Origin of the sequence: Haloarcula pelagica (genome assembly GCF_030127105.1) — an archaeon.
In the GTDB taxonomy this organism is placed as follows: Archaea; Halobacteriota; Halobacteria; order Halobacteriales; family Haloarculaceae; genus Haloarcula; species Haloarcula pelagica.
The window spans coordinates 24,567-47,098 of the sequence record NZ_CP126164.1; the positions used below are offsets into that span (position 1 = coordinate 24,567).

At 60.2% G+C, this 22,532-nt stretch carries 19 protein-coding genes and 2 pseudogenes; 7 read left to right on the forward strand and 14 right to left on the reverse strand.

What is annotated here, in order from left to right; all coding sequences use genetic code 11:
- Window positions 1-206: 206 nt before the first annotated feature.
- Together P1L40_RS22605 and P1L40_RS22610 are read right to left on the reverse strand one after the other, a co-directional pair.
- Window positions 207-1,745: a TrkH family potassium uptake protein gene (locus P1L40_RS22605; RefSeq protein WP_284011827.1), complete on the reverse strand. Its 1,539-nt coding sequence runs from the start codon at window positions 1,743-1,745 to the stop codon at window positions 207-209.
- A gap of 28 nt (window positions 1,746-1,773) precedes the next feature.
- Window positions 1,774-2,007, reverse strand: a complete 234-nt coding sequence (locus P1L40_RS22610; protein WP_284011828.1) for a DUF8151 family protein — start codon at window positions 2,005-2,007, stop codon at window positions 1,774-1,776.
- Between the two features lie 85 nt (window positions 2,008-2,092).
- On the opposite strand from P1L40_RS22610, the pseudogene P1L40_RS22615 reads away from it, so the two are divergent.
- Window positions 2,093-2,319 (forward strand): annotated as a pseudogene (locus tag P1L40_RS22615) (DUF7860 family protein).
- A 180-nt stretch (window positions 2,320-2,499) separates the two neighbouring features.
- On the opposite strand, the gene P1L40_RS22620 reads toward P1L40_RS22615, so the two are convergent.
- Window positions 2,500-3,093, reverse strand: coding sequence for a hypothetical protein (locus P1L40_RS22620; RefSeq protein ID WP_284011892.1), 594 nt, complete (start codon window positions 3,091-3,093; stop codon window positions 2,500-2,502).
- Between the two features lie 356 nt (window positions 3,094-3,449).
- A pseudogene (locus tag P1L40_RS22625) lies at window positions 3,450-3,950 on the reverse strand (HPP family protein); the annotation flags it as partial.
- A 183-nt stretch (window positions 3,951-4,133) separates the two neighbouring features.
- Between P1L40_RS22625 and P1L40_RS22630 the strand changes: the two are divergent.
- Window positions 4,134-6,545, forward strand: coding sequence for an amino acid permease (locus P1L40_RS22630; protein ID WP_284011830.1), 2,412 nt, complete (start codon window positions 4,134-4,136; stop codon window positions 6,543-6,545).
- Window positions 6,546-6,605: 60 nt separating this feature from the next.
- Entirely contained in the window at window positions 6,606-7,283 is a 678-nt protein-coding gene (locus P1L40_RS22635; RefSeq protein ID WP_284011831.1) for a halocyanin domain-containing protein, read from the forward strand.
- A 7-nt stretch (window positions 7,284-7,290) separates the two neighbouring features.
- Here the strand turns inward: P1L40_RS22635 and P1L40_RS22640 are convergent, their stop codons facing one another.
- The 10 genes from P1L40_RS22640 to P1L40_RS22685 form a co-directional block, all read right to left on the reverse strand.
- Window positions 7,291-7,665: a hypothetical protein gene (locus P1L40_RS22640; RefSeq protein WP_284011832.1), complete on the reverse strand. Its 375-nt coding sequence runs from the start codon at window positions 7,663-7,665 to the stop codon at window positions 7,291-7,293.
- Between the two features lie 202 nt (window positions 7,666-7,867).
- Entirely contained in the window at window positions 7,868-9,151 is a 1,284-nt protein-coding gene (locus tag P1L40_RS22645) for an APC family permease (RefSeq protein ID WP_284011847.1), read from the reverse strand.
- 64 nt (window positions 9,152-9,215) lie between these two features.
- Window positions 9,216-10,685 carry a preprotein translocase subunit SecY gene (gene secY, locus P1L40_RS22650; protein ID WP_284011848.1) on the reverse strand — a complete coding sequence of 490 codons (1,470 nt, stop codon included), beginning with the start codon at window positions 10,683-10,685 and terminating at the stop codon, window positions 9,216-9,218.
- A 191-nt stretch (window positions 10,686-10,876) separates the two neighbouring features.
- A complete protein-coding gene (locus P1L40_RS23785; RefSeq protein ID WP_284011888.1) occupies window positions 10,877-11,293 on the reverse strand; it encodes a JAB/MPN domain protein-containing protein in 417 nt (138 codons plus the stop codon).
- A gap of 342 nt (window positions 11,294-11,635) precedes the next feature.
- Window positions 11,636-12,532 carry a DUF106 domain-containing protein gene (locus P1L40_RS22660; RefSeq protein WP_284011834.1) on the reverse strand — a complete coding sequence of 299 codons (897 nt, stop codon included), beginning with the start codon at window positions 12,530-12,532 and terminating at the stop codon, window positions 11,636-11,638.
- Between the two features lie 160 nt (window positions 12,533-12,692).
- The gene (locus P1L40_RS22665) at window positions 12,693-12,911 is read right to left on the reverse strand and encodes a hypothetical protein (protein WP_284011835.1); all 219 of its coding nucleotides are present in this window, start codon (window positions 12,909-12,911) and stop codon (window positions 12,693-12,695) included.
- Window positions 12,912-13,004: 93 nt separating this feature from the next.
- Window positions 13,005-14,783 carry an archaea-specific SMC-related protein gene (locus P1L40_RS22670; RefSeq protein WP_284011836.1) on the reverse strand — a complete coding sequence of 593 codons (1,779 nt, stop codon included), beginning with the start codon at window positions 14,781-14,783 and terminating at the stop codon, window positions 13,005-13,007.
- A gap of 2 nt (window positions 14,784-14,785) precedes the next feature.
- On the reverse strand, window positions 14,786-15,538 hold the full coding sequence (gene rdfA, locus P1L40_RS22675; RefSeq protein WP_284011837.1) for a rod-determining factor RdfA: 753 nt from the start codon (window positions 15,536-15,538) through the stop codon (window positions 14,786-14,788).
- 83 nt (window positions 15,539-15,621) lie between these two features.
- Window positions 15,622-16,128: a universal stress protein gene (locus P1L40_RS22680; protein WP_284011838.1), complete on the reverse strand. Its 507-nt coding sequence runs from the start codon at window positions 16,126-16,128 to the stop codon at window positions 15,622-15,624.
- An 84-nt stretch (window positions 16,129-16,212) separates the two neighbouring features.
- On the reverse strand, window positions 16,213-17,502 hold the full coding sequence (locus P1L40_RS22685; protein WP_284011839.1) for an APC family permease: 1,290 nt from the start codon (window positions 17,500-17,502) through the stop codon (window positions 16,213-16,215).
- 113 nt (window positions 17,503-17,615) lie between these two features.
- Between P1L40_RS22685 and P1L40_RS22690 the strand changes: the two genes are divergently transcribed.
- The 4 genes from P1L40_RS22690 to P1L40_RS22705 all read left to right on the forward strand — a co-directional run bounded on the left by P1L40_RS22690 (window position 17,616) and on the right by P1L40_RS22705 (window position 22,346).
- A complete protein-coding gene (locus P1L40_RS22690; protein ID WP_284011840.1) occupies window positions 17,616-17,882 on the forward strand; it encodes a bacteriophage holin in 267 nt (88 codons plus the stop codon).
- Between the two features lie 193 nt (window positions 17,883-18,075).
- A complete protein-coding gene (locus P1L40_RS22695) occupies window positions 18,076-18,222 on the forward strand; it encodes a hypothetical protein (RefSeq protein WP_284011841.1) in 147 nt (48 codons plus the stop codon).
- Window positions 18,215-20,578 carry an amino acid permease gene (locus tag P1L40_RS22700; RefSeq protein WP_284011849.1) on the forward strand — a complete coding sequence of 788 codons (2,364 nt, stop codon included), beginning with the start codon at window positions 18,215-18,217 and terminating at the stop codon, window positions 20,576-20,578. The genes P1L40_RS22695 and P1L40_RS22700 overlap by 8 nt, the downstream gene beginning before the upstream one ends.
- A gap of 82 nt (window positions 20,579-20,660) precedes the next feature.
- Window positions 20,661-22,346 carry a SulP family inorganic anion transporter gene (locus P1L40_RS22705; protein WP_284011850.1) on the forward strand — a complete coding sequence of 562 codons (1,686 nt, stop codon included), beginning with the start codon at window positions 20,661-20,663 and terminating at the stop codon, window positions 22,344-22,346.
- Window positions 22,347-22,532 lie beyond the last annotated feature (186 nt).

Consider the following 22,532-nt stretch of genomic DNA (forward strand, 5'->3'; position numbering starts at 1 on the left):
GATCTATTTCAGATCGGTTTCGCCCAGGAGTGGCCGCACTCTGAACACTCGAAATTGTGGAAGGCATCGCCGTCTCTGACCTCCGTCGAAATCGCAGTGGCCAAATTATATCCACACTCCGGGCAGCGGCTATGTGGCACTTTCTGAAATAATACCTGAGATTTGATAGTTCTTTCCTGATACTGTGGGAGGATTCTCGTTCAAGCTCATCTACGCCACTGTGACTTCGTAAACAGGACCAGTACCGGGATGATTTCAAGGCGTCCGACCCACATGAAAAACACCATGAGGAGTTTCGAGACCCTCGGAAACGCGTTGAAGTTGTACATCGGCCCGACGATTCCGACGCCGGGACCGACGTTCCCCAAGGTGGCCGCGACAGCGCTCGTCGCCTCGAACGCGGACAGCTCAGCACCTCGGACATCAATGAGAAGGACGACCAGTGTGCCAAGCGCAAAGATGACCAGATAGAGCATCGTGAAGGCGTAGATGCCTCGAATAGCGTTCTCATCCACGACCACGTCACCTAATCGAATCGGCTGGACGGCTCGCGGATGCGCACTGGTGAACAGCTCCCGTCTGAGCGTTTTCAAAATCACGATCCATCGAACGACTTTGATACTCCCCCCTGTGCTCCCGGCGGAACCGCCGATGAACATCCCGAATAGCAACACGAATTGCGCGTGTTCTCCCCAGAGATTGAAGTCGATGCTGGCGTACCCTGTCGTGGTTACGATGGACGCAATCTGAAACGTCGCGTGCCGAAGCGATGGTTCAACCGCGTTTGCGAGTGTGTTGAGGCCGGGTGTCGTATACAGCAGCCCCGCCACGAGCGCCGACAGGACACCGATGGCACCCAGATAGCCCTTCAGTTCCACATCCTCCCAGACGGTCCGAAAGTTCCGGTTCCAGAGATGCCAGAAGAGGGCGAAATTCATTCCGGCGGCGATCATGAACGGGATGATGAACCACTGGACAATCGCTGAGAAGGCTTCGATAGAGCGCGCTTCTGGTGAGAAGCCACCGGTCGGCATCGTGGTGAAGCCGTGTGCAACAGCGTTGTAGAGCGTCATCTCCGGTGCCAGTCCCACCAGATGGAAGCCAAACAGGCCGAGAATCTCGATAACGGTGAGTCCGATGTACAGTCCCCAGAGTGCTCGAGCCGTCTCTGCAATACGCGGTGTGAGTTTCTCGAGGCCCGGTCCCGGCGCTTCCGCGTCCATGAGCTGCGCACCGCCGACGGAGAGTTCGGGCAAGATTGCGACCGCCAGGACGACGATACCCATCCCACCCAGCCACTGGGTCTCTTGGCGCCACATCATCAGCGCTCGTGAGTGATTCTCAAAGGATATCGACCCCATGACTGTCGACCCAGTCGTGGTGAACCCGCTCATCGTCTCGAACAGGGCGTTCACTGGATAGCGAAGCGTCGACGTCGCTCCGTAGTCCGTGAGCACCCCCTCGAGTACGAACGGGACCGCACCGACGACGCTGACCAGTAGCCAGGTCAGGGCGACCATCAAGAAGCCTTCCCGAACGCCGAGGGCGCCTGCAGCATCCTCGTGAGCCTGTTCGAGTGCCCAGCCAACAGTGATGGCAAGCGCCAGACTCGCCAAGAAGGTCGTAAACCCACGGCCGTAGTACAGCGCCAGAAGCAGCGGGAACAACATCGGCACCGCTAGCCACTTGATAATGCGCCCGGTGAGACTAACACTCGCTCGCCAGTCTGTGTATGCAGTAGTCATCGGATATCTCGATAGATAGTAGTAGCAGTTACAGGTGCTGACGAACGGCTGGCAGCAGTTTTCGATATCCGAGCATGTAGATGCCGACGTACAAGAGCAAGAGCCCCATCCCGAACTCCCAGATAGCAAACGTCGAAACGTCTGCGGAAAGATCAGCGAGCGCCGCCTGTTCGAGCAGCGCGCCACCAACTGTGAGCACGGGAGCCAATATGAGCGAAACCAACAGTTCAGGAACGACGACAACCGACTCTGATGCGGTCATGGTATATTTGAGTTACTCTGGCCTGGGTGTATCTTTTTCGGTCCAATGGAAAAAGCGTATAATGGCCGCTCGCAACAGATATCGTATGAGCCAGTCGAAACAGCGGGACTATCCGCGCCTCGCAAAGCGTGGGTTCCTCCTCGGTTTGGGATTGTTCCTGGTGGGTGCAGGCGGCGCCATCGGCGGAACGGCGCTATTTGGCACACTTCCAGCGTGGAGTAACACACTGTTTACCGATATGGAGCTACTCGGCATCGTCCTGGTCTGTTCTCGCCGCTCATCTTCGGAATCGTCATGCCCCTCGTCGAGTGACAACCACTAAGTGCCTGTCACGCGAAGCACTGAACGCGGCAAGTTGATACGCCGCCGACCGCGAGAGCGGTTCTGAGAGACAGAGTCAGGACATGCTCGTGTCCACTGTCGCGTGTGAGTTCTGTCTCTCAGCCATCGTCCACCACTTTTCACGCCCCCACTACCGGACAGCACCAGTGTTCACGGCCGGTGGACGATAGCGAGGTCACAGTCTATCTCCTGGATACACTCGTGAGTCGGTGGCGAGAGCAGTCGAGATGCGGCGTGTCGGTCAGTACTGGCCCCCATGATCGCGAGGTCGTAATTCCCGGCGTACCGCTCTAGAAACTCTTCGACGGGCTCGTGGGCAACTCTGGTCTCGATGGGGTCTGCAAACGGCTCTGCGAGCGTTTCGAGCGTGATCTCTGCACGCCGATGTCGGCCTCGGGTAGAAATGCACGTACAGAGACTGATGGCGCCACGAGCATTACAGAGCCGCTGTGCGAAATCAAGCATCGTGTTGGCGACCGGCCCAGCAGACCGAACCATGACTAGAATCTCCTGCCAGTCAGTCGTCCCGTTGCCGGAGCGAAAGGTGATGACATCAACCGACCCGGACAACAGATGCCTGACGAACGATGTCGGTTCGCCCTCGTCGGTTTCGTACGGCGCCACCACGAGGTCGCAGTTCTCGTCACTGGCTGTCTGGAGCACGGTTTCCCCGGCGGAGTCCGATGCCACAGCGACGACGAACTCACAGGGCACGTCGACGACGGCCGTGATAGACGATTGCAACTGTTCGAGCCGTTCTGCGATTGTTCCGTGATTAGTTCCTCTGCGGACGCGTCCGGTCTGTCTCCAGGCGACGTCGATTCATCTGCTGGATCGGTAGCGAGGTTCGCTTCGACCTGTTCGATGGTGGCTGGTTCGACGGTGTCCATCAACACGACCTTCCCTGCATCGTGGGCCGCAGCGATACGGCCTGCGAAGAGTGCGAGGGTGGTCGGCTGTGTATCGCGTACCGGGACCAGTATCTGGTCGTCCCCGTTCGTCGATTGGAACAGATACCGGGCCCGTTCGCGATAGAGGTGCCGCCGCCAGATGATGAAGGTTCCCGCAATCAGGACGCTCGCAACGGTGACACCTGCCACGTAGCGGAGTTGGGCCGACCCAGTCACGAGGACGAGGAGCGCGGAGGAGTACGCGGTGGGTAGTTCGATTTCGAACATCCAGGTCACCAGACTGGTGAGAAAGATACCGAGCGCGGCCGCCCCGGCGTGGACCTGGAACTGGGCCGGGGGGACGGTGTACCAGAACTGGGCCGTCAGTTCCAGTGCCACCCACCCGCTGAGCGCGCCTGCAGTCATCCCGCCGACGAAGCGTCGTGGGTCGGCGTACCGGCTTCCGGGATCGGCAAACAGTGTGTACGTCCCCGACGCTAACGGCGGATAGACGAGAAACGAGACGATTGGCGATATGTTGGATAGCCACGTCACGAGCGCGATGAGGAGTGGGACGATGACGAGTACCGAAAGGTGGAGCAGATTCTGCGTGTTTTCGAGCCAGCGCCGTAACGCTCGCATATGTCGGCGCTTCTGCCGTCGCAGCCGACGGTGAACGGTCTGCAAGCTGTCCCGCAGGTACTCTCGCATGATTCGTAACTACTCGTTGGCCAGTATCCGGTCTATGTGTTTCGGCTCATACTGGTCGCCGTGCGCTCGTAACGATATTTGCCACCCGGGGGGACAAAGGACGTTAGTTCGTTACAGCCACCAGTAACAGGCGTGTTCGAGAAAGCGAAAGCTTAGTCAATGCCCTTCCAGAACGCCTAGAGGATGACAGACAGCACTGCCGGCACAGAGACATCAGTCTCGGCGGAGTCGTCCGGCGACGTCGAGACGGAACTGTCGAGAGACATGAGCCTATTCGATATCACGTTCATCGGCGTCGGAGCGATGATTGGGGCAGGCGTGTTCGCCCTGACAGGCTTTGCCGCCGGGCTGGCCGGCCCGGCGCTGACAGTCGCCTTCTTACTCAACGGCTTCGTCGCGCTGTTCACTGCCGTCTCCTACGCCGAGTTGGGGGCTGCTTTCCCTGAGGCTGGTGGCGGTTACCTCTGGGTCAAAGAGGCACTGGTCGACCCGAATGGGTTCTACGCAGGGTGGATGAGCTGGTTCGCTCACGCGGTGGCCTGTTCGCTATACGCCGTCACGTTCGGCGTCTTCCTGACCGAATTCATCGTCTACGGAACCGGTCTGACCCACGAGTTCGTCCTCTTTGGCTTCCTCACACCGGGGCTGTTGGAGAAGGTACTTGCCGTTGGAATGGTCGCGCTATTCGCGTTCATCAACTACCGCGGCGCCGAGGAGACCGGGAAGGCAGGCGTCGTCGTGACTGGGATCAAGGTCAGTATTCTCGCGGTGTTCGTCGCCTTCGGTCTCCTCGCGACGGTCAACACCCCCCAGTGGCCCCAGAAGTTCGTCGGGAGCCCCGGCTTCGCCCCCAACGGTGCTATCGGTATCATCGGCGCGATGGGATTCACCTACATCGCCTTCGAGGGGTACGAAATCATCGTCCAGTCCGGCGAAGAGGTCGTGGATCCGGGTGAGAACGTTCCCAAGGCGGTCTTCTACTCCCTCGCCATCGTCGTCCCGATATACATTCTCGTCGCCTTCGCCGCGCTGGGTGGTATCGAAGTAGTGCCAGAATTGGCCGAGCGGGCCGGTGTCGCCGCCGACGCGCCGACGTGGCGACTGCTTGGCAACCTCGGCGAACTCGGTATCATCGAGGCCGCCGGACAGTTCGTCCCCTACGGCGTCCCGCTGTTGCTCGTCGCGGGGTTGACGGCGACGATGAGCGCGCTGAACGCGACGGTCTATTCGTCCTCCAGAGTCTCCTTCGCCATGGGGCGGGACCGCGCGCTCCCTGAAGCGTTCTCACAGATTCATGAGGACAAACGGACGCCCCATATCGCCATCTTCCTATCGGCAGTGCTCATCGCCGCTATGGCGGTCACGCTGCCTATCGAGGCCGTCGCAGCGTCGGCTGATATCATGTTCATTCTACTGTTCGTGCAGGTCAACTGGACGGTCATCAAGATGCGGAAGACGCACCCGGACTTACCACGGACGTACGAAGTGCCCTACATGCCGTGGCCCCCGCTCATCGGTATTGTCCTCCAGTTCCTATTGACACCGTTCCTCCTGTCGGCACTCGGTCTCAAGGTTGGTCTCGGGCCGGATTCACACGGATTCATCGCACTGGTGACAACTGTCCTATGGATGGGACTCGGACTCGTCGTCTATTACGGCTACTCCCAGCAGAAGGAGAAAGAAAAACTCGAAGAAGAGACGCCGACTGTCGTTGCGGAACAAGCCCCGGCACCGGAACGAACGACTCGAGAGGAGCGGTTACTCGTCCCCATCGCGAATCCGGAGAGTGTCGACCAGCTGATGGGGACTGCGTTCGACGTTGCTGCGGACCGCAACGCAGAAATCGAAGTGATGAGCGTCGTCACGGTCCCACAGCAGACTCCGCTATCGGAGGGGCGCAAGTTCGTCTCCGAGGAACGGGCCGTATTAGATTCGGCGCTGGAGTTCGCGGAGAACGAATACCCCGATGTCCCGGTCAGCGGGACGATACGCATCGGCCACGAGGTCGCACCGGCCATCCTGAATACTGTAGAACAGAACGACATCGACGTGGTGTTGATGGGGTGGCGCGGACAAGGTCGCCGACGGGACGTTGCCCTTGGGAGCAACGTGGACCGAGTAGTGACCCAGGCAGGCTGTGACGTCCTCGTCCAGCGCATCGGGGACCAGCCTGCTGTCGACGACATACTGGTCCCGACCGCAGGCGGACCGCACGCCGAGTTCGCCGCGGAGGTTGCCAGAGCGCTGGCACGGGCCAACGACGCCCGAGTCGAGATATTGACTGTCGCCGACCCCGGCGAGCCAGCCGATGCCAGCGAGGGTTTGCTTGAAATGACGGCTTCGGTTCTCGAAGACATCGAAACTACCCGCACACGCATCGAGAGCGACGACATCGCCGGAACAATCGTCGAGGAATCGGCTGGTGTCGACGTGACTGTCATCGGCGCATCCCGTGAGAGTCTGCTCCAGCAGTTAGTCGTCGGAGCGATTCCCGAAGCCGTCGGCCGACGGGCCCAGAGTACGGTCATCATGGCCAAGCGGGACCTCGGTATCACATCGTTCCTGACGCGGTGGCTTCGCGGGTCCCGCCGATAGCGCATCGGAGATTTCCCTTCCCGCAGATTTATGCGGGTGTGCACGAGAGTTGCAAACGAGATGGACAGACGGCAGTTCGTCCAGACAGCCGGAGGTACAGCGACTGCTCTGAGCACACTCGGCGTGTCCGGAACCGCAGCGGCCCAGGAGGAGGGCGGCGGTGAGGGTGACGGCGGTGGCGGAACCACAGTCCCGGACTACGGCGACTGGTTCAGCGATGTCGACAACTTCAGCGACCCCACCAGTACCGTCGACGCGACGGGACAGGACTCGGCGACGGTCGAAGTCGGTGTGCAGGCCAACGGCGGCGCGTTTGGCTTTGGCCCACCAGCGATACACGTCGATACAGGCACGACAGTCCAGTTCGAGTGGACCGGACAAGGCGGTGGGCACAACGTCGTCTCGGATGGAGGCGGCACCCTGGATTCGGGCTCACCGACAGGGAGCAGTGGAGTCAACTACGAATACACGTTCGAAGAGGCAGGGATATACAAGTACTACTGTGATCCCCACAAGGGGCTCGGAATGAAAGGCGCGGTCGTCGTCGGTGAAGAGTATCCGACGACGACTGTCGGTGGCGGCGGTCCAGTCGAAGTCGACCCTCATCAGGCCGGCGTCCCGTTGCAGCCACACTTCATCGGGTTCGGTGCCGGCTTGGCGGTGATTCTCCCACTGATATTCGCCTTCTTCCAGCTCAAGTACGCCGAATCACCGCACACCAGCGGCGGCAACGACTGATTCGGATTCATTCCTCTTCGGCGTACAGACCCATGAACTCCCAGTGAAAGTGTGTCTCACCGTTGGGTCGTTTCTCGCGTCGTACCTCGTAGACGTACGGGCCATGCGGACAGTCTGCACAGCCATCGGTACAGGGCTGCCGTTTTATGACGGTGAACCGGTCACCGTCGCCGTGGACCTCGACGATCTCTTCACCCGGTAGCGGCTCAATCTGCTCGGTCGGCTTATGATGGTACTGTAATAGCTCCTGTGCGTACATCACACTCTCCCGGAGGTCGTGAACAGAAGCGTCCTGTAGGTCAGCCGTGAGATGGTCGGGGAGGTCAGCCGGCGGTCTTGGGAGGTTATTCTCTCTATCCATGCAGACAAACACGCGCTCCATGATACTATAACTCCCGAAACGAGAACATGTTAACAGAGGCTTAGGTGTTGTTTTGGGTCGCGTCTTTAGGGGCTACCCACATGAAACGACAGAGAAATCGTGTGGCGCTGAGAGAGGCAGGCCTAATTGGTCGACTGCTACGATTCGGGCTGAATATAGGGGATTTTCTCCTCTATCACACGTCGTTCGAAGTAGAGCGCTTCTACTGCTGAATTGCCACAGCTATTAGCAGTACCGCGTAGAATGTCCCACGCTCAGCTACGTACAGGTGATAGAACATGAGTATGAAGAACCCGATAGTACCGACGACACCAACAGCGGGGGGAACTGGGTGTATCTGATCCGAGTCCCGACGAGAGAATGCCAGTGCACTCATCGAACCGAAAACGACGATGAAAGCAAGCGATGCAAACGAGGTTATCGCTTCGAGGCTCCCGTAAATCGTGAACACGACCGTCACGAGACCGAGCAAAAGCAACGTACGGCTCGGCACACCGCTCACGCTCGAATCACCGACGCGATCCGGCAGGAGGTCGTCCGATAGCATCCCCTTCGCGAAGTACCCCGCAGAGAAGAGGGTCGCGTTGATCGCTGACCCAGTTGAGAAGAGCGCGGAGACGGACAACACCACGCCGCCAACAGCGGCCAGTCCGACCACGCCGGCGATAGTCGACGCGGCTTCGGTCAGGGCCGTATGGGGATGGGCCTGCAGTGCCAGCGGGGCAAGCGCGAACGTCGCGACCGCGACGACGACGTAGATGAACACGGCGACAGGGATTGCGATGTAGATGGCCGTCGGAATCTGGTCGAGGGGGTCGTCCATACTCTCCTGATCGTAGAAGAGCAACTGCCATCCCTGAAAGGCGACAAAGGAGATCGCCGCCGCCATAATCGGGCTCACTGTGGTGAACTGGTCGGTCCCGAACTGCACCGGCTCGGTCGAGATAGTGACGGCATAGAGGACGCCACCGATGCCGAGAGCGACCAAGATGACGACTTTGACACTGACGAGTACGTTCTCCGTAGAGCCAGTGGCACGTGTACCGAGCAGATTCAACCCGACGAAACCCGCGACAGCAAGGGCCGAGATAATCGGTCGAAGCGGCAGGCCAGCCACTGCGGCCGGAACGAGGGGGAGTGCCACTGCGAACTCCCCGAAGGCGAACGCATACATCGCCATCGACCCGATGTATCCGACCAGTAACGTCCAGCCGACCATCCCGGCGATGTCCGAGTTTCCGGTAAACGACTGGACGAACGTCACTGAGCCACCGCCCTGTCCGTCTTGGTCTGCAACGAGTTCGTTGAGGCCGATATACGAGTAGGCCGCGGACAGCGCGACAATCCCGGCGAGAACGAACGCAAACCACGTCGCTGCGCCCGTAATCTGTGTCACGACGCCCAGGACGGCGTAGATACCGCCACCGATCATGCCACCGAGTGCTATCGAGATAGCCTCGGTGAGGCTAAAGCCTCCGTCACTCATGCAGCGTCATCTTCTCGTTCGAGTCGGGTATATCTGTTCAACAGGTAGGTGGGCCAGCCCGACATTACCCGAACAGCTGGCGCATCATGGGGTGCATCTCCATGAGCTGCTCTTCGGCTATCTCCTCGTACAGTTTGTACGTGATGGAGACCGTCAGCAGCAGGCCCGTCCCTCCGACGCCGCCGATGGTACCGAGCATATTCGCGAGTACGGCAAGGACACCAACTAGCGCTCCGCCCAGCACGGTGACCTGTGGGATGTATCGTTCAAGGACCTTCTCGATGACACCGACGTTCTGACGGAAGCCGGGAATCTGCATCCCCGAATTGTGAATCTGCTGTGCCGTCGACGCGGGACCCATGTCGGCCGTCTCGACCCAGAAGACGGCGAAGATAGCGCCACCGACAATCATAAACGTGAGGTCGATACCCATCCGAAGCAGCACTTTCCAGACGGGTTGGGTCACGCCACCGATGAACCACATCCAGTCTCGGGGGGACTGGATAGGTGCGAGATAGTAGAACAGCCCGCTGACCGGCTGCCCGTTCGCGTAGACGCCCAGCCACGCGGGCATACTTGTCAACTGCGCTCGTAAGATGCGCCCGAGGAACTGGATATTGGCCTGTATCGCGCGGACAAATATCATCGGCAAAACGCTGGCGTAGATGAGTTTCACCGGAAATCTCCCACGCGCACCCTTGACCCGTGCGTTGGAAAGCGGGATTTCGACGCGTACGGACTCAGCGTAGACGACGACGGCGAATATGAGGAGCGTCGTGAACAGTTGGAGCAACTGGCCTTGTGTGAACAGGAGCACCTGGAGTCCATCGGGGCTGAACACAGAGCCGATGGGGATCTCGCCTGTCGCCATCTGAATCCATGTGGGAATGATGCCGAGTTGCTGACCACCGATAGCCGGATGTGTGAGAAGTCCGCCGACGAGACGCTGGCTGATACCAGCGACGATGAACAGGCCGATACCGGAGCCAACGCCCCACTTGGAGATGACCTCGTCCATGAAGAGGATGAGGACGCCGCCGGCGAACATCTGTGCGAAGATTAGCCACTGGACGGTGAACGTCCCGACGCCAAGGGACTGGGCCACTTGCGTATCCACCGGTAGGAAGTTCCCGGCAAAGACCATCGGCAAGCCGGTGAAGCAAATCATCACCAGCACCAGCAACTTCTGCAGGCCCTGGTAGAGAATCTGGTCGCGCGGGTCGTTCTGCGTATCGAGACCGAGGAGATTCGCGCCACCGAGCAGCTGCAAGACGATGCTCGCAGTGACGATGGGACCGATACCGAGTTGCAGCACCGATCCCTGACCGGACGCGAGAATCGAGCTAAAGCGGCCGAACACGGCCTGGTCACGGGTGATATCGAGCCCGAACAACATCACGTTCGTCAGGAAGAAATAGAGGACGAGTACGCCGGCCGTCCAGGCGAGTTTCCGCTTGAAAGGTATGTGTCGCTCCGGCTTGCGGACGGCTGGCATCCGGACCAAGACGGGTTCCGCGACATCTTTCCAGCTCATCGCTGTCCTCCAGCTAACGGCCAGGAGACGATACCAAACTCACAGCTGTACCGGCGGCGAGCAGTATGGGTCATGCTTGTGGTTTCCTCCACGCCGGGGTGGGCACAGACAGCGCTCCCCAGTGGCGCGTTCGTATCGCTGCCGATGACCACGACTGACGTGTTGGTTGTAGCCAACTCTGGCGTGGGCTTTCAAATGTCTACTGGTTCAGGGAAGTCCGGGTTCGCCGTTGCATCTACCGTTTCGAGGCGACGGCGTCGACCTGCCCGATCAAACACCGCGATTGAATCCTCGTCCCATGGTGGCACTGCCACGAAGACGACTTCGTGTAAGTCGTCACGCTTGGTCACCTCTAGAGCTGAGCGGGGGTGGGAGAGAAATCGTCCTTGTGTGCGCTGCGGTGGGGTTTCCAGGTCTATACCGAAAACGGAGCTCACCGAGTTCGGCTGTTCGGGGAGATAGAGATCTGAAAACACTGGGGTCTGATCATGAACATCATCACAGGATGTGAGTTCGCCAGCGGGTGTGACCGCGAGACCGAATGAGACCCTGTCCGGTTCTGCCTCAGCGGCAAATGAAAGGAGTGTCTCCTGTAGCGGTTCGGTAATGTACACCGTTGCGTGAGCTCGGGTAGAAGGGGTGTCACGGTCTCCCGGTGTGAGGACCGATTCACCGAGCAGCGCGACACTGCCAGTAAGCACGCCGATGATCTCCAAGTTCTTATCAGTATACAGCCCCCATCCAGAGACACCGAACCTTGGGTGCGTGTCTGCCAGTGCACCCACTGCGCCCAGAATTAGGAGGGTAATTCCGATGGTGAATACGACAAGCGATACCGGTGACTGGAGACGCTGGCGTAGCGGAGTCATCCACTCATCACCGCGTCGGCGTCTCGCTAATCAGTTTCGCCTTCGTGCTATCGAGCATTTTTGACAATCACTTAGCCCCTGTTAATTGGACGGTGAGTGGGACAACTGAATATCGAGCGCCTTCTGAATGATCTGACGCGCTACCATCGAACAGAGAAAGTACCAGACAATCCAGGTCGTCATAGGTCCGAGCAGCGGCTCTTGCCAACCGACCGCACCGGCGATGGGAACGACCAGCCCGGTCTCATTGGGGCCGAGGTGACCACCGCGGACCTTCCACCTGAGCCAGAGGAACACCGGGATAGTAAGGAGCATTATCCAGACCATCGGCCGGAATTGCAGTTTGAACATCCCGAGTTGGTCACCGACAGCTTCCATCTGTTCTGCTTGGATGTCTTCGACCACATCGTCGTCTCCGCGTTCCTTGGCAGCTTCCTTGCGTTCTTTCAATTCGGTTATCCGCTCCTGATACGCCCGCATTGTCTCGGTGTCTTGCAGCCGAGCCTGCAACATGGTCGAATACAGTCCGGTAACGACTGAGAGTACGATGACGACGGCGAAGAACGGCAGTGCGTCAGTGACTGGCGCGAGAAGTAGATCGTCGAACGACGCGATCATATCTCTGATGCCAGTGTTCCAGTAGCCGGCAAAGAGAAAGAGGGTCGCCAGTCCGGCCGCTTTGTCGTACCACGCCCACGGTTCGACATCTATGTCATTCGCCTCCGCAGTTGCCTCGGCCGATTCAGTCTGTCGGAGTATCTCCCCTACCCTGTCGGGATTAGCGACGCTGAATCCAGCACCGTCACTGACGAGGAGCCCGTCCCGGATGAGACGCCCCCATTCTTCACTGGACAGCGTATCGCTTACGTCCCGCCATTGTAGTGATTCGCTTCCGTCGTCACTGCGCTCGAACACCGTCGTGATAGCTTCACGCATCGCTGGGTCCTCGAGCACTGAGGCTACCCGTTGGTCTGGCATTCGCGTACCTGAATCTACGAGTAAGTCGTTATCAACCCTTCCGTTTTGCCGTCGCCACTCGGGAGCGGCTACGCCACCCGCTTTGTACGGACTGCTAACAATGGCTTTGTGGTTGTCACTGTACGCCAGACCTGGAGCTACTCCAGCAGCGTCTGTGCATTCAGATGTCGATATCGAGCACTTCCTCGGTCTGACAGTCCGGGCACGTGAGCTGGTACTGAATGTGTCCAGACCGGTGGTCCGTCTCGACGTGCGTCCGCCAATCACTGTGGAGGACTGTGTCGTGGAACCCACAGTTGCTACACGTCTGCTCTTTGTGCAGGAGACTCTGCGTGAACGCATCGACGCCCCGCTGGTGGGCCTCGGTAAACTTGCTCATCGCGTTTGCTGGGTAGAGCGACTGAAAATATAAATCTGGCGAGAACGTGTTACACGGTATCACGAGTCGAGAAGGCCACACAATGGGCCAACGTTACGCCTTGGGTTCGGCCCGATGAGAGACAACATCCCAATCCGAGGGAGAGAGTTCGTTCGCCTCGAAACCGTCGTGTTCCGGATAGGCGGTCAAGACGAGATACGTCACCCGGCCGGCGGTATACTCGACGAACGTGGCGATGTTGTCGCTGGCGAGACTTCCCAACCCATCAAGGAGTAACACCGGAACGCGCTCACCCACGTCGTAGGCCTCGTGACCGGCCAGTGCGACGACGAACCCCAACAACTCCCGTTCGCCCTCACTGAGGGCATCGAGCGTCGTCTCGCGCCCGTCGCGAGCGACGACGAGGTCGAACGTGCTGGTCAGGCGAGCCATCTCGAAGCCGGTATCGAATCGCTCGAACAGCTCTCCGAGCGCCGCCGAGAACGACTCCCGGAGTTCGCGTTTGACCTCGTCTTTGCGGTTTCGGAGTGCAGCTATTTCATCTGTGAGGTCGTCGTACTCCTCACTGAGCATCTGGCGTTGTTCGGCACGGGACTCGGCGTCGGCGAGTTCCTCACGTGCGTCTTCGAGTTCGGCTTCGGTGTATTTGATATCGCTCTCGATATCGGTGAGTCGGTCAGTTTCCGTCTCCACGGAGTCCGCAACGTCGTCGATGCGAGCCTCTAGGTCGGCCAACCGGTCACGGGCCCCAGCGAGGTCGTCGGTTTTCTCGGCGAGCGACGCTTCCAACTCGCCGATACGGTCGGTCAGGTCCGTTTCCCGTCGGCGAGCCGTGCGGACCTCGTCACGGCGAGTTTCGAGTTCTTCGACCCGCGTCTGGTATTCGGATTCCTCCTGTCGTAGCTCCGTGATTCGTGCGTCGAGTGCGTCGAGCTTATCTGTTATTTCGTCACGCTCTGTTTCCGTTCCACAGACCCAACATTCGACGCTGTCACCGAGGAGATCCCGAGACACGTCGGTCAGTAACTCGGTTCGGTCAGCGTCGAGTACCCGCTTGTTGGCCTCGAAGACGCCCTGTAACAGCTCTCGGTCCCGTTCGAGTGCGTGGAGTCGGTCGCGGACGCGCGCTAACTCCGACTCGATATCACCCGCGTCCGGCACGGTGTGCTCGGAGAGTTCCGTGCGGTTCTCGGCGAGTCGGTCTTCGACGCGCTCGACAGTCTGCTCCAGCCGGTCGATGCGTCGCTGCACGCGTTCCCGCTCGGCACGGAGGTCGCTCAGTTCCGCCCGGGTATCGGTGTCGCTGGTCTCGGCATCGAGCGACGCCCGTTCAGTTCGCAGCTCTTCCAGGTCGGCTTCGAGGTCAGTCACTCGTTCCTGCAGTTTCGGCAACCGCTCCGCCGCATCGTCTGCCCGTTCGAGTTCGCGTTCGACCTGCTCCCGTTCGGATTGCAGGTCGGCTATCTGGCTGTCGATATCCTCGAAATCCAGTGGCTTCGTGAGCAGCGGCTCCAGCGGTTCGTCGTCCCGAACTGCCTTTCGAACAGCGTTGTTCTCGTCGAGGAACGCAAAGAGGTCAGCACAGATGCGGTCGTATTCGGACGAGAGATACGGGTTCCCGCGGCGGCGAACCGCCGTGCCATCCCGTTCGAGTCGCACTTCGAACGTGTCGTCGTCAGTATCGAGTTCGACCAGGCCGTGGTCGGCACCTTCGGTAAGGGGGGTCTCGGTCCCCAACGCAGTTTTGATGCCGCGCAGAAAACTCGACTTGCCCTGCCAGTTGCTCGCTCGGACGGCGTTGACGCCGGGTTCGATAGCTTCGTCTGCGGTACGAATCCCGGCGATGTTCTCGACTGTGAGTTGCCACGTCATGTTCACAGTGCCGGCAAGAGGAGTGTCTCCATGAGGAACGGCCCATCGAGCAAGAGGCCCTGAGCTGCTTCAGCCGCACCATAGGGCGTAATAACCGCCGAGAGCGTATTCTTCCAGCTCTCGACAGTGCCGTCCTCCTCTTCGAGCGAGACATGCTGTTCACAGACGTACCCGCGTTCGACCGCCTCGTCGAACGGGACCCGGACCGAGCAGTCCGAACAGCCGAGCTTGACCTGAACGTCCACTTCAGCTGCTTCGGCATCGACGAGTCGTTCTTTTGAGGCGAGCGAGGAGAGGACAGACTGTGCCTTCTCTTCGGTTCGCTGTCGGGCGACTTCTACGGTATTCGCCTCCCAGTCTGTCTTCGCCTCGCCAGTGTCTTTCTCGGCATCGAGACAGCCCTTGAGGTGATGGCGCATCGTACTCCAGGAGATGAGTTCGCTCTCGATGCGCTCGATGTCGAGTCCGTCAGCAGCAAGCGCGGCCGCCAGTTCGTCACGCGCTACGTCGTCGTCACCGGTGAGGAGTTCGTACTCCCGGTCCAGATGGACGCCCAGCGTCTCGCGGTCCGCTTGTGCGTATAGCTCCTTGAGAAGTCGTTTGTTGAACCACTCTGTGAGCGATTTGTAGCCGTCGGCTGACCGACCGTCGCGGCCGGTCCAGCGAGTGACGAGATACTCGTCGAGAGAGTGGTCGGCCGACCCCGGCGCCGTGAGGTCGTACCGATCAGCCAGCGTATCGACCTTGCATCCCATACAGTTTCTATCCGTATGAATGGGGTCGCGACTATTAAACGTGCGTGCTGCCGTTTTGCGTGCTACCGCTTCAGTTGAATCAGCTACTCCGGATTCCCCAACCGCACAGTGAGTACAGGGGCATCCGCCGCTCGCACCACCTTCTCGGTCACACTACCGAGGAGATATCGGTCGACACCGGTCCGGCCGTGGGTCCCCATCACGATGAGGTCTGCGTCGGATTCATCCGAATAGTCGAGAATCCGTTTGAATGGATTGCCGCTCCAGACCGCAGTTTCGACGGCAACGTCGTCGTCGATAGCATCGGCGGTGTCACTCACAACCTGCTCGGCGTGTGCGGTGACCGCGTCCTCGTGCTCTTCGTTGACGAGCCCAGACGGCTGTTCTTGCTCGTGTTCCTCTCCGACCATCTCGGATTGTGCCACGCCGTCGTGTTCTTCACCGACCATACCGGAATGGACAGCATCAGTGTCTGCCACGAACAGGACGTGGAGCGTCGCATCGTACTGTCTGGCATGGTCTACGGCGTGTTCGAGCGCTGCGTCGGCTCCGTCGCTCCCGTCAGTCGGGAACAGAATGGTCTCGTACATGTGCCTTCAGTATCTATTTATCGGCCCCATATATAAAATTTTGTAGGTGTTAACAAGTCAGATAGTTTTTATATCCACGGCCTATTACTCCAACAGAGTTCGCTCGAGCGGTTGTCGTTCGAAGTATACCAGTTCGAGAAGGACGACCGACACGACGAGGGCTAAGACGACAACGAACGTCCCGAATTCCTGGGTCAGGAGATACCAACAGAGCGCACAGATAGTAGCTATCGCCCCGACGGTGCCCAGGGCCGGACCGACCGCAGACCAGCGGGAGTCAGAACGGTGTTGGAACGCGAGATAGCTACCCAGCCCGAATATCGTGACGAACGCGAGCGATGCGAACGAACTAATCGCATCGAGACTCCCGAACGCGGAGAGCAGTACCGTGAGTCCGCCCAACAGGGCGAGTGACCGAACGGGTTCCCCGCCCGATGTCGTCAGGCGACTCGGAAGCATCTCTTCGGTGGCTAACTGCCGAACTAGGCGGGCGGTACTGAACAGCGTCGCGTTGAGCGCGCTCGCCGTCGAAAATAAGGCGGCGATGCCTATCAGCAAGAAGCCTACCGTCCCGAAGACCGGCTCTGCAGCGACTGCGAGTGCCGTCTCGGCATCGGCTTGGATACGTGCCGCCGGGAGTAAGGTCGTCGTGACGAGTGCCACCAGCATATAGAGCGCCGTTACGAAGGGTATCGAGACGAAAATCGCGGTCCGAACCGTCTCTCGCGGGTTCCGAATACTCTCCTGGTCGAACAGCAGCAGTTCCCACCCTTCGAAGGCGACGAAAGCTATCGCCCCGGCGACGGCCGGACCGACACCGAACTGGTCGAGGCCGAGTGTCAACTGGCCACGCGTGACGCCGTAGTAGAGCCCGCCGCCGCAGAAGCCGAGCAGAATCAACACTTTGAGACCGACCAGCGTATCTTCGGTGCGGCCCGAGGCATGTGCCCCGAGCACGTTGATACCGATGAAGACCACGACGACAGCGGCCGAAACGAGTGGGCGAAGCGGGATGGGGCCGACCGTACTGCTGCCAACGAGACCGACGAAGTAACTCCCGAACGCGTAGGCGTAGAGCCCCATCGTACCGACGTAGCCGATGACGAACGTCCACCCCATCATCCCGGCAAGGGTCGTGTTTCCGGTGACTGTCTCGATGAGCGCGACGGGGCTCGTCGGTTCCGGGACGACCGCGTTCAGTCTGACGAAGGAGTACCCGGCAGCGAGAGCGACAACCCCCGACACGAGGAAGGCAAACCATGCGGCGGTGCCAGCCTGTGCGGCGACTACGCCCAACACGGCGAAGATGCCGCCACCGACCATCCCGCCGACGGCCATCGCGACGGATTCACTGAGGCCGATTCGGTCGCCCATATCCACAATTTATATTCTACTGACAAATGTGTTCCTGCGGTGCGGTCGTCGAAAGCCCCGACACCCGTCGCTAGTCTACAGAAAACAATGCATTGTCCTGACCAAGCCACTGTATGAGCAGCGAGACAGCGCCGCTCGACGTACGGGCATTTGGCATCGCGTGTGGCCTTCTCTGGGCAGGCGGCGTGGTCGCGCTTGGCCTCACTGCCCGCGTCGGCTGGGGGCAACGGTGGGAACAGTTGTTGGCCGATGTCTACCGAGGATACGACGAGACAGCAACCGGGCTCGTCGTCGGCGCGAGCTGGGCTTTCCTTGATGGCCTCAGCGGTGGGCTGGCGTTCGCGTGGCTCTACAACAAGCTGGCTACGACACCCCGGTAAGCCCAGCAAACAGGTCTGTCGGTCCGTCGAGTTGCCAGTATGTAGACACTATATTTGTTCGTTCGTTCCGAATCACACCAGTATGCAGGAGCAGTCCCGACGAGCAGACGGACCCAAGCTAGTGTCCGCCATAGCACACACGCCTGCACAGCCAGCCCCGCTGGGGCCAGGGAGCGAGCCGGAGTGAGCGGCCGTGCCGGGCACAGATGTCCTCTTGGGTGTCGCGCTGACGGTTCTGGCGTGGGGGGCGCTTTCGTACACGGTCCTCCGCGGCCGTCGCACCGTCGAGCGTCTCGCTGAAGCCCGGACGACCCAACGAGAGGAGAGCGCCGATGGCTAGCGATGCCGAAGGAGGTGCGGACTTCGCTCGCGAACTAACCCTGCTGGACGTAACGTTCATCGGCGTCGGGGCGATGATCGGCGGGAGCATCTTCGTGTTGAGCGGGCTCGCTGCCGGTGAGTCCGGCCCCGCATTGATCCTCGCGTTTGCGCTGAACGGCTTCATCACCATCTTCACGGGGATGGTGTACGCCGAACTCGGCAGCGCCATCCCGGAACCGGGCGGGGGCTATCTCTGGGTTCGGACGGCACTGGGCCGCTCGCAGGCGTTCCTCTCGGGCTGGATGAGCTGGTTCGCCCACGCCGTCGCCGGCTCACTGTACATCCTCAGTTTCGGCTCGTTCGTCACGCTCATTCTGACAGAGTATTTCGGGATTACGCTCGGACTCGGTGACACACAGCTCCAGCAGGGTTTTGCGATTGTGGCGGCAGCCGTCTTCACCTATATCAACTACCGCGGCGCGAAAGAGACGAGTCGCGCGGAGAACCTAGTCACGTTCCTGCAATTGCTCATCATCGTCGCGTTCATTGTCGCCGGCGTGGCGGCGATGTTCCGACGCCCACAGATTACAGCGGCGAACTTCGAGCCGTTTTTTCCGAACGGTGCCGGTGGGGTCTTCCTGGCGATGGGGCTGACGTTCATCGCATTCGAAGGCTACGAGATTATCGTCCAGTCGGGTCGAGAAGTGGTGAACCCGAGGGAAAACATCCCGAAGGCGGTGTTCTACTCGATGTTCGTCGTGGTCACCATCTACGTGCTGGTTGGAGCTGTCCTCATTGGTGGTGTCGAACTGACCCCGGAGCTGCTGGAAACCGCCCGTACGACCGATAGCATCGGCGGTAGTACGGTCGAGGCGTTGCCAGCTGACCCGACGGGGTGGCAGGTACTGGGTCATCTCGGTGAGTTCGGGCTTGCACAGGCTGCCGGTCAGTTCCTGCCGTTCGGGACGCTCATCATTCTGGTGACCGGCATCCTCTCGTCGCTGGCCGCACTCAACGCGACGACGTTCTCCAGTTCCCGCGTTGGGTACGCGATGGGTAAAGACAGCGTCTTCCCCGACGCATTCGAGCGGATTCACCCGGACCACCAGACGCCGCACATCTCCATCGTCCTAAGCGGCGCACTCATCGCTGTGATGGCCGTCTCACTGCCGCTGGCACAGGTCGCAGCCGCCACCGACCTCATGTTTCTCCTCCTGTTCCTGCAAGTGAACTACTCGATGATTCGCATTCGCCGCGAACAGGGAGAGGAACTCGAATACGGCTACATCTCGCCGTACTTCCCGTACGTCCCTATCGTCGGAATCCTCACGAAGCTCTTTCTGGCGATCTACTTTTTCAACTACAGCCCGCTGGCGTGGCTGCTCGCTGTCGGCTGGATTCTCACCGGTCTCGTGGTGTTTCTCGTCTACTCGCAGGGCCGGATTCGGCGGACAGAACTCGCGTCCGAGGTGCGGGTCCTCTCAGAAGAACGCAGCGCCGCCGGACGACCGAATCAGATTCTCGTCCCGATTGCGAATCCCGATACCGCCCACCGGCTTCTCGAATTGGCGACGACGCTGGCTCGCCAGACCGACAGCGAGCTGCTCGTCACGACAGTTGTGACGATTCCCGTCCAAACACCGCTGGAAGAGGGTGAATCCTACGTCGAGAACGAACGGGAGTGGCTCGACGAGGCGCTAGCGGGCGTCCCGGACGACGTGCCTGCTCACCGGACGGTCACCATCGGTCGAACGGCCGGCCGGAGCATCGTCAGTCTCGCTCAGCAGTACGACAGCGATCAGGTGTTGCTTGGCTGGCGAGGGCAACGCCGGCGGCGTGAGTACGTCCTGGGCTCGACCATCGACTACGTCGTCGAAGAGGCGCCCTGTGACGTCGTCGTCGCGAAATCGAGCGGTACCGAACATCCACGGCGGGTGCTGGTGCCGACCGACGGCGGGCCCCACAGCGAGCGAGCCGAGGGAATCGCAGGGGGGTTCGTCGAGGCCGTGGACGGCAAACTCACGCTGCTCACCGTCGGGCCGGACGCGCCCGTCGGGCAACCGTATCTCGACTCGCGCCAGTCGATGCTCGAAGCGCAAGGAATAGCGGTTGACGCCGAGCTGTTGGACGGTGCCGATGTGACCGACACAATTCTGGCCTATGCTAGCGAGCACGAGGTCGATACGATAGTGATGGGGGCGACCCGTCAGGGACTTCTGAGTCGTGCCCTCTTCGGGGACGTGCCTGAGACAGTTGGAGAGCGATTCGACGGTGAAGTGTTGCTAGTGAGGCATTATCAGCCCACACGGTCGCTCGTTCGAGCGTGGTTCCAGCGGTGGCTCGGCGAGCGGCGGGTACCGACCGTATCGAAGTAAAGGTCGTGAGACTCGGCAGTGGGTCAGAGTGGGATACTACTGGGAAGAACGGCTATCAGGAGTAGCCCCCAGAGACGTACACATGCGTCTCCCCGACATCGGGACGCTACTTCCGATTGTCGAGTGGCTCCGCGAGTACGAGCCAGGGTGGCTGCGAGCGGATCTCGTCGCCGGTCTCACGGTCGGTGCTGCAGTGGTTCCCGAGGGAATGGCCTATGCCGCACTCGCCGGTCTCCCGCTTGAGACGGGGCTCTATGCGAGTCTCGCCGCCGTGACAGCGTACCTGGTAGTCGGGACCTCGAAACAGGTCATCGTCGGACCGACCTCCGCGCTGGCAGTGCTACTTGCGACCCAGGTCGGTGCGGTGGCAACTGGTGGGGCAGCGTACGTGACGCTCGTCGGCGTCACGACCCTTCTGGTGGGAGCAATAGCGTTCGTCGCGTGGCTGTTTCGGCTGGGCTTCGTCATGAACTTCATCTCCGAGTCGGTGCTGACTGGCTTTTCCGCTGGTGCAGCCCTGTTTATTATCTCGACACAGCTGCCTACACTACTCGGACTCGACAGCGCCAGTGGGCAGTTCTACGAACGAATCTGGTTCGTCCTGAACAGCCTCGCTGCCATCCAGCCGCTAACGGCCGCCGTCGGCGTCGGGACGGTTCTGTTGTTGCTGGCCGGTGAACGGTACGCCCCACGGCTTCCGTCAGCACTCATCGTGGTGGCGCTCGCTATTGCGCTGGTTACCGTGACGGGCATCGAGGAGCAGGGAGTGACAGTCGTCGGCGCGGTCCCGAGCGGCCTGCCCGTACTCGCTGTGCCGACTACAACACTGTCGACTGTCGTCCAATTACTCCCGGTGGCACTGGCGTTGTTCATCCTCTCGTACGTCGAAGGGATGGCCGCTGTCGAGACGTTCGCCCAGCGGCACAAGTACCGTGCCGACCCGGACCAGGAACTGCTCGCGACGGGACTGACGAACACGCTGTCGGGACTCGCACAGGGCTTCGTCGTCGGGGGCAGTATGTCACGGTCGGCGCTGAACGATGCGGTCGGTGGCCGAACGCAAGCGATAAACGCGATTGTCGCCGTCGTGCTCATCGTCGTGTTGGTATTTTTGACAGGCTTACTATCCGCGCTTCCCGAGGCGACACTCGCTGGCGTGGTCATCGTCGCAGTGACGAAACTGGTCGACGTCGCCGAACTGCGACGGCTATGGCGGGTCGACCGAGGGGAGTTTCTCACAGCCGCAGTGGCGCTTACGAGTGTGCTCGTCGTGGGCCTCCTCTATGGCGTGTTCGTCGGGGTCGTCATCTCTGCACTGGTCGTACTAGGCCGAGCGACGTATCCACACACCGCAGAACTCGGACGAGACACCACGGGAGGCGAGTTCACCGACATTGACCGGCATCCCGCCGACGAGCGAGTGCCCGGGGTACTCGTCTACCGTGTCGACGCGGAGCTGTTCTTCGCAAACGCACCCACGGTACGACACGATCTGCTGGAGCGCCTTGACGAGCGCGACGAGCAAGTCCGGCTCGTAGTATTCGACATGCGGTCCTCACCGACGATCGATCTGACCGCAGCCGATATGTTTGCGGATCTGCACGAGCGGTTGGCTCACCGAGGCATCGACCTGCGGCTTGCCGAGGCCGACGGGGCCGTTCGAGACGTGCTTGCGCTGTCTGCGTCGGCCCATCCCCTCTGTGAGACGCCCGTCAACGAAGGCGTGGCAACCACGATTGAGTCGTGGCAACGTAGCCAGGAACAGTGATGGCTACTGGTGACGCAACGGCAGTCGAGAATCGCTCATCGTGTCGTGTCCGAGGCCACCAATTCCTCCGTTTCGAGGGGCAACGCGTACGTAACTCGCAGGAGAACTGCGACAATCGATACACTTTAGCCATGGCCGTCTCTTAGATATATCCGATCAGATACTTGTCTATACAGACAGGAGTGA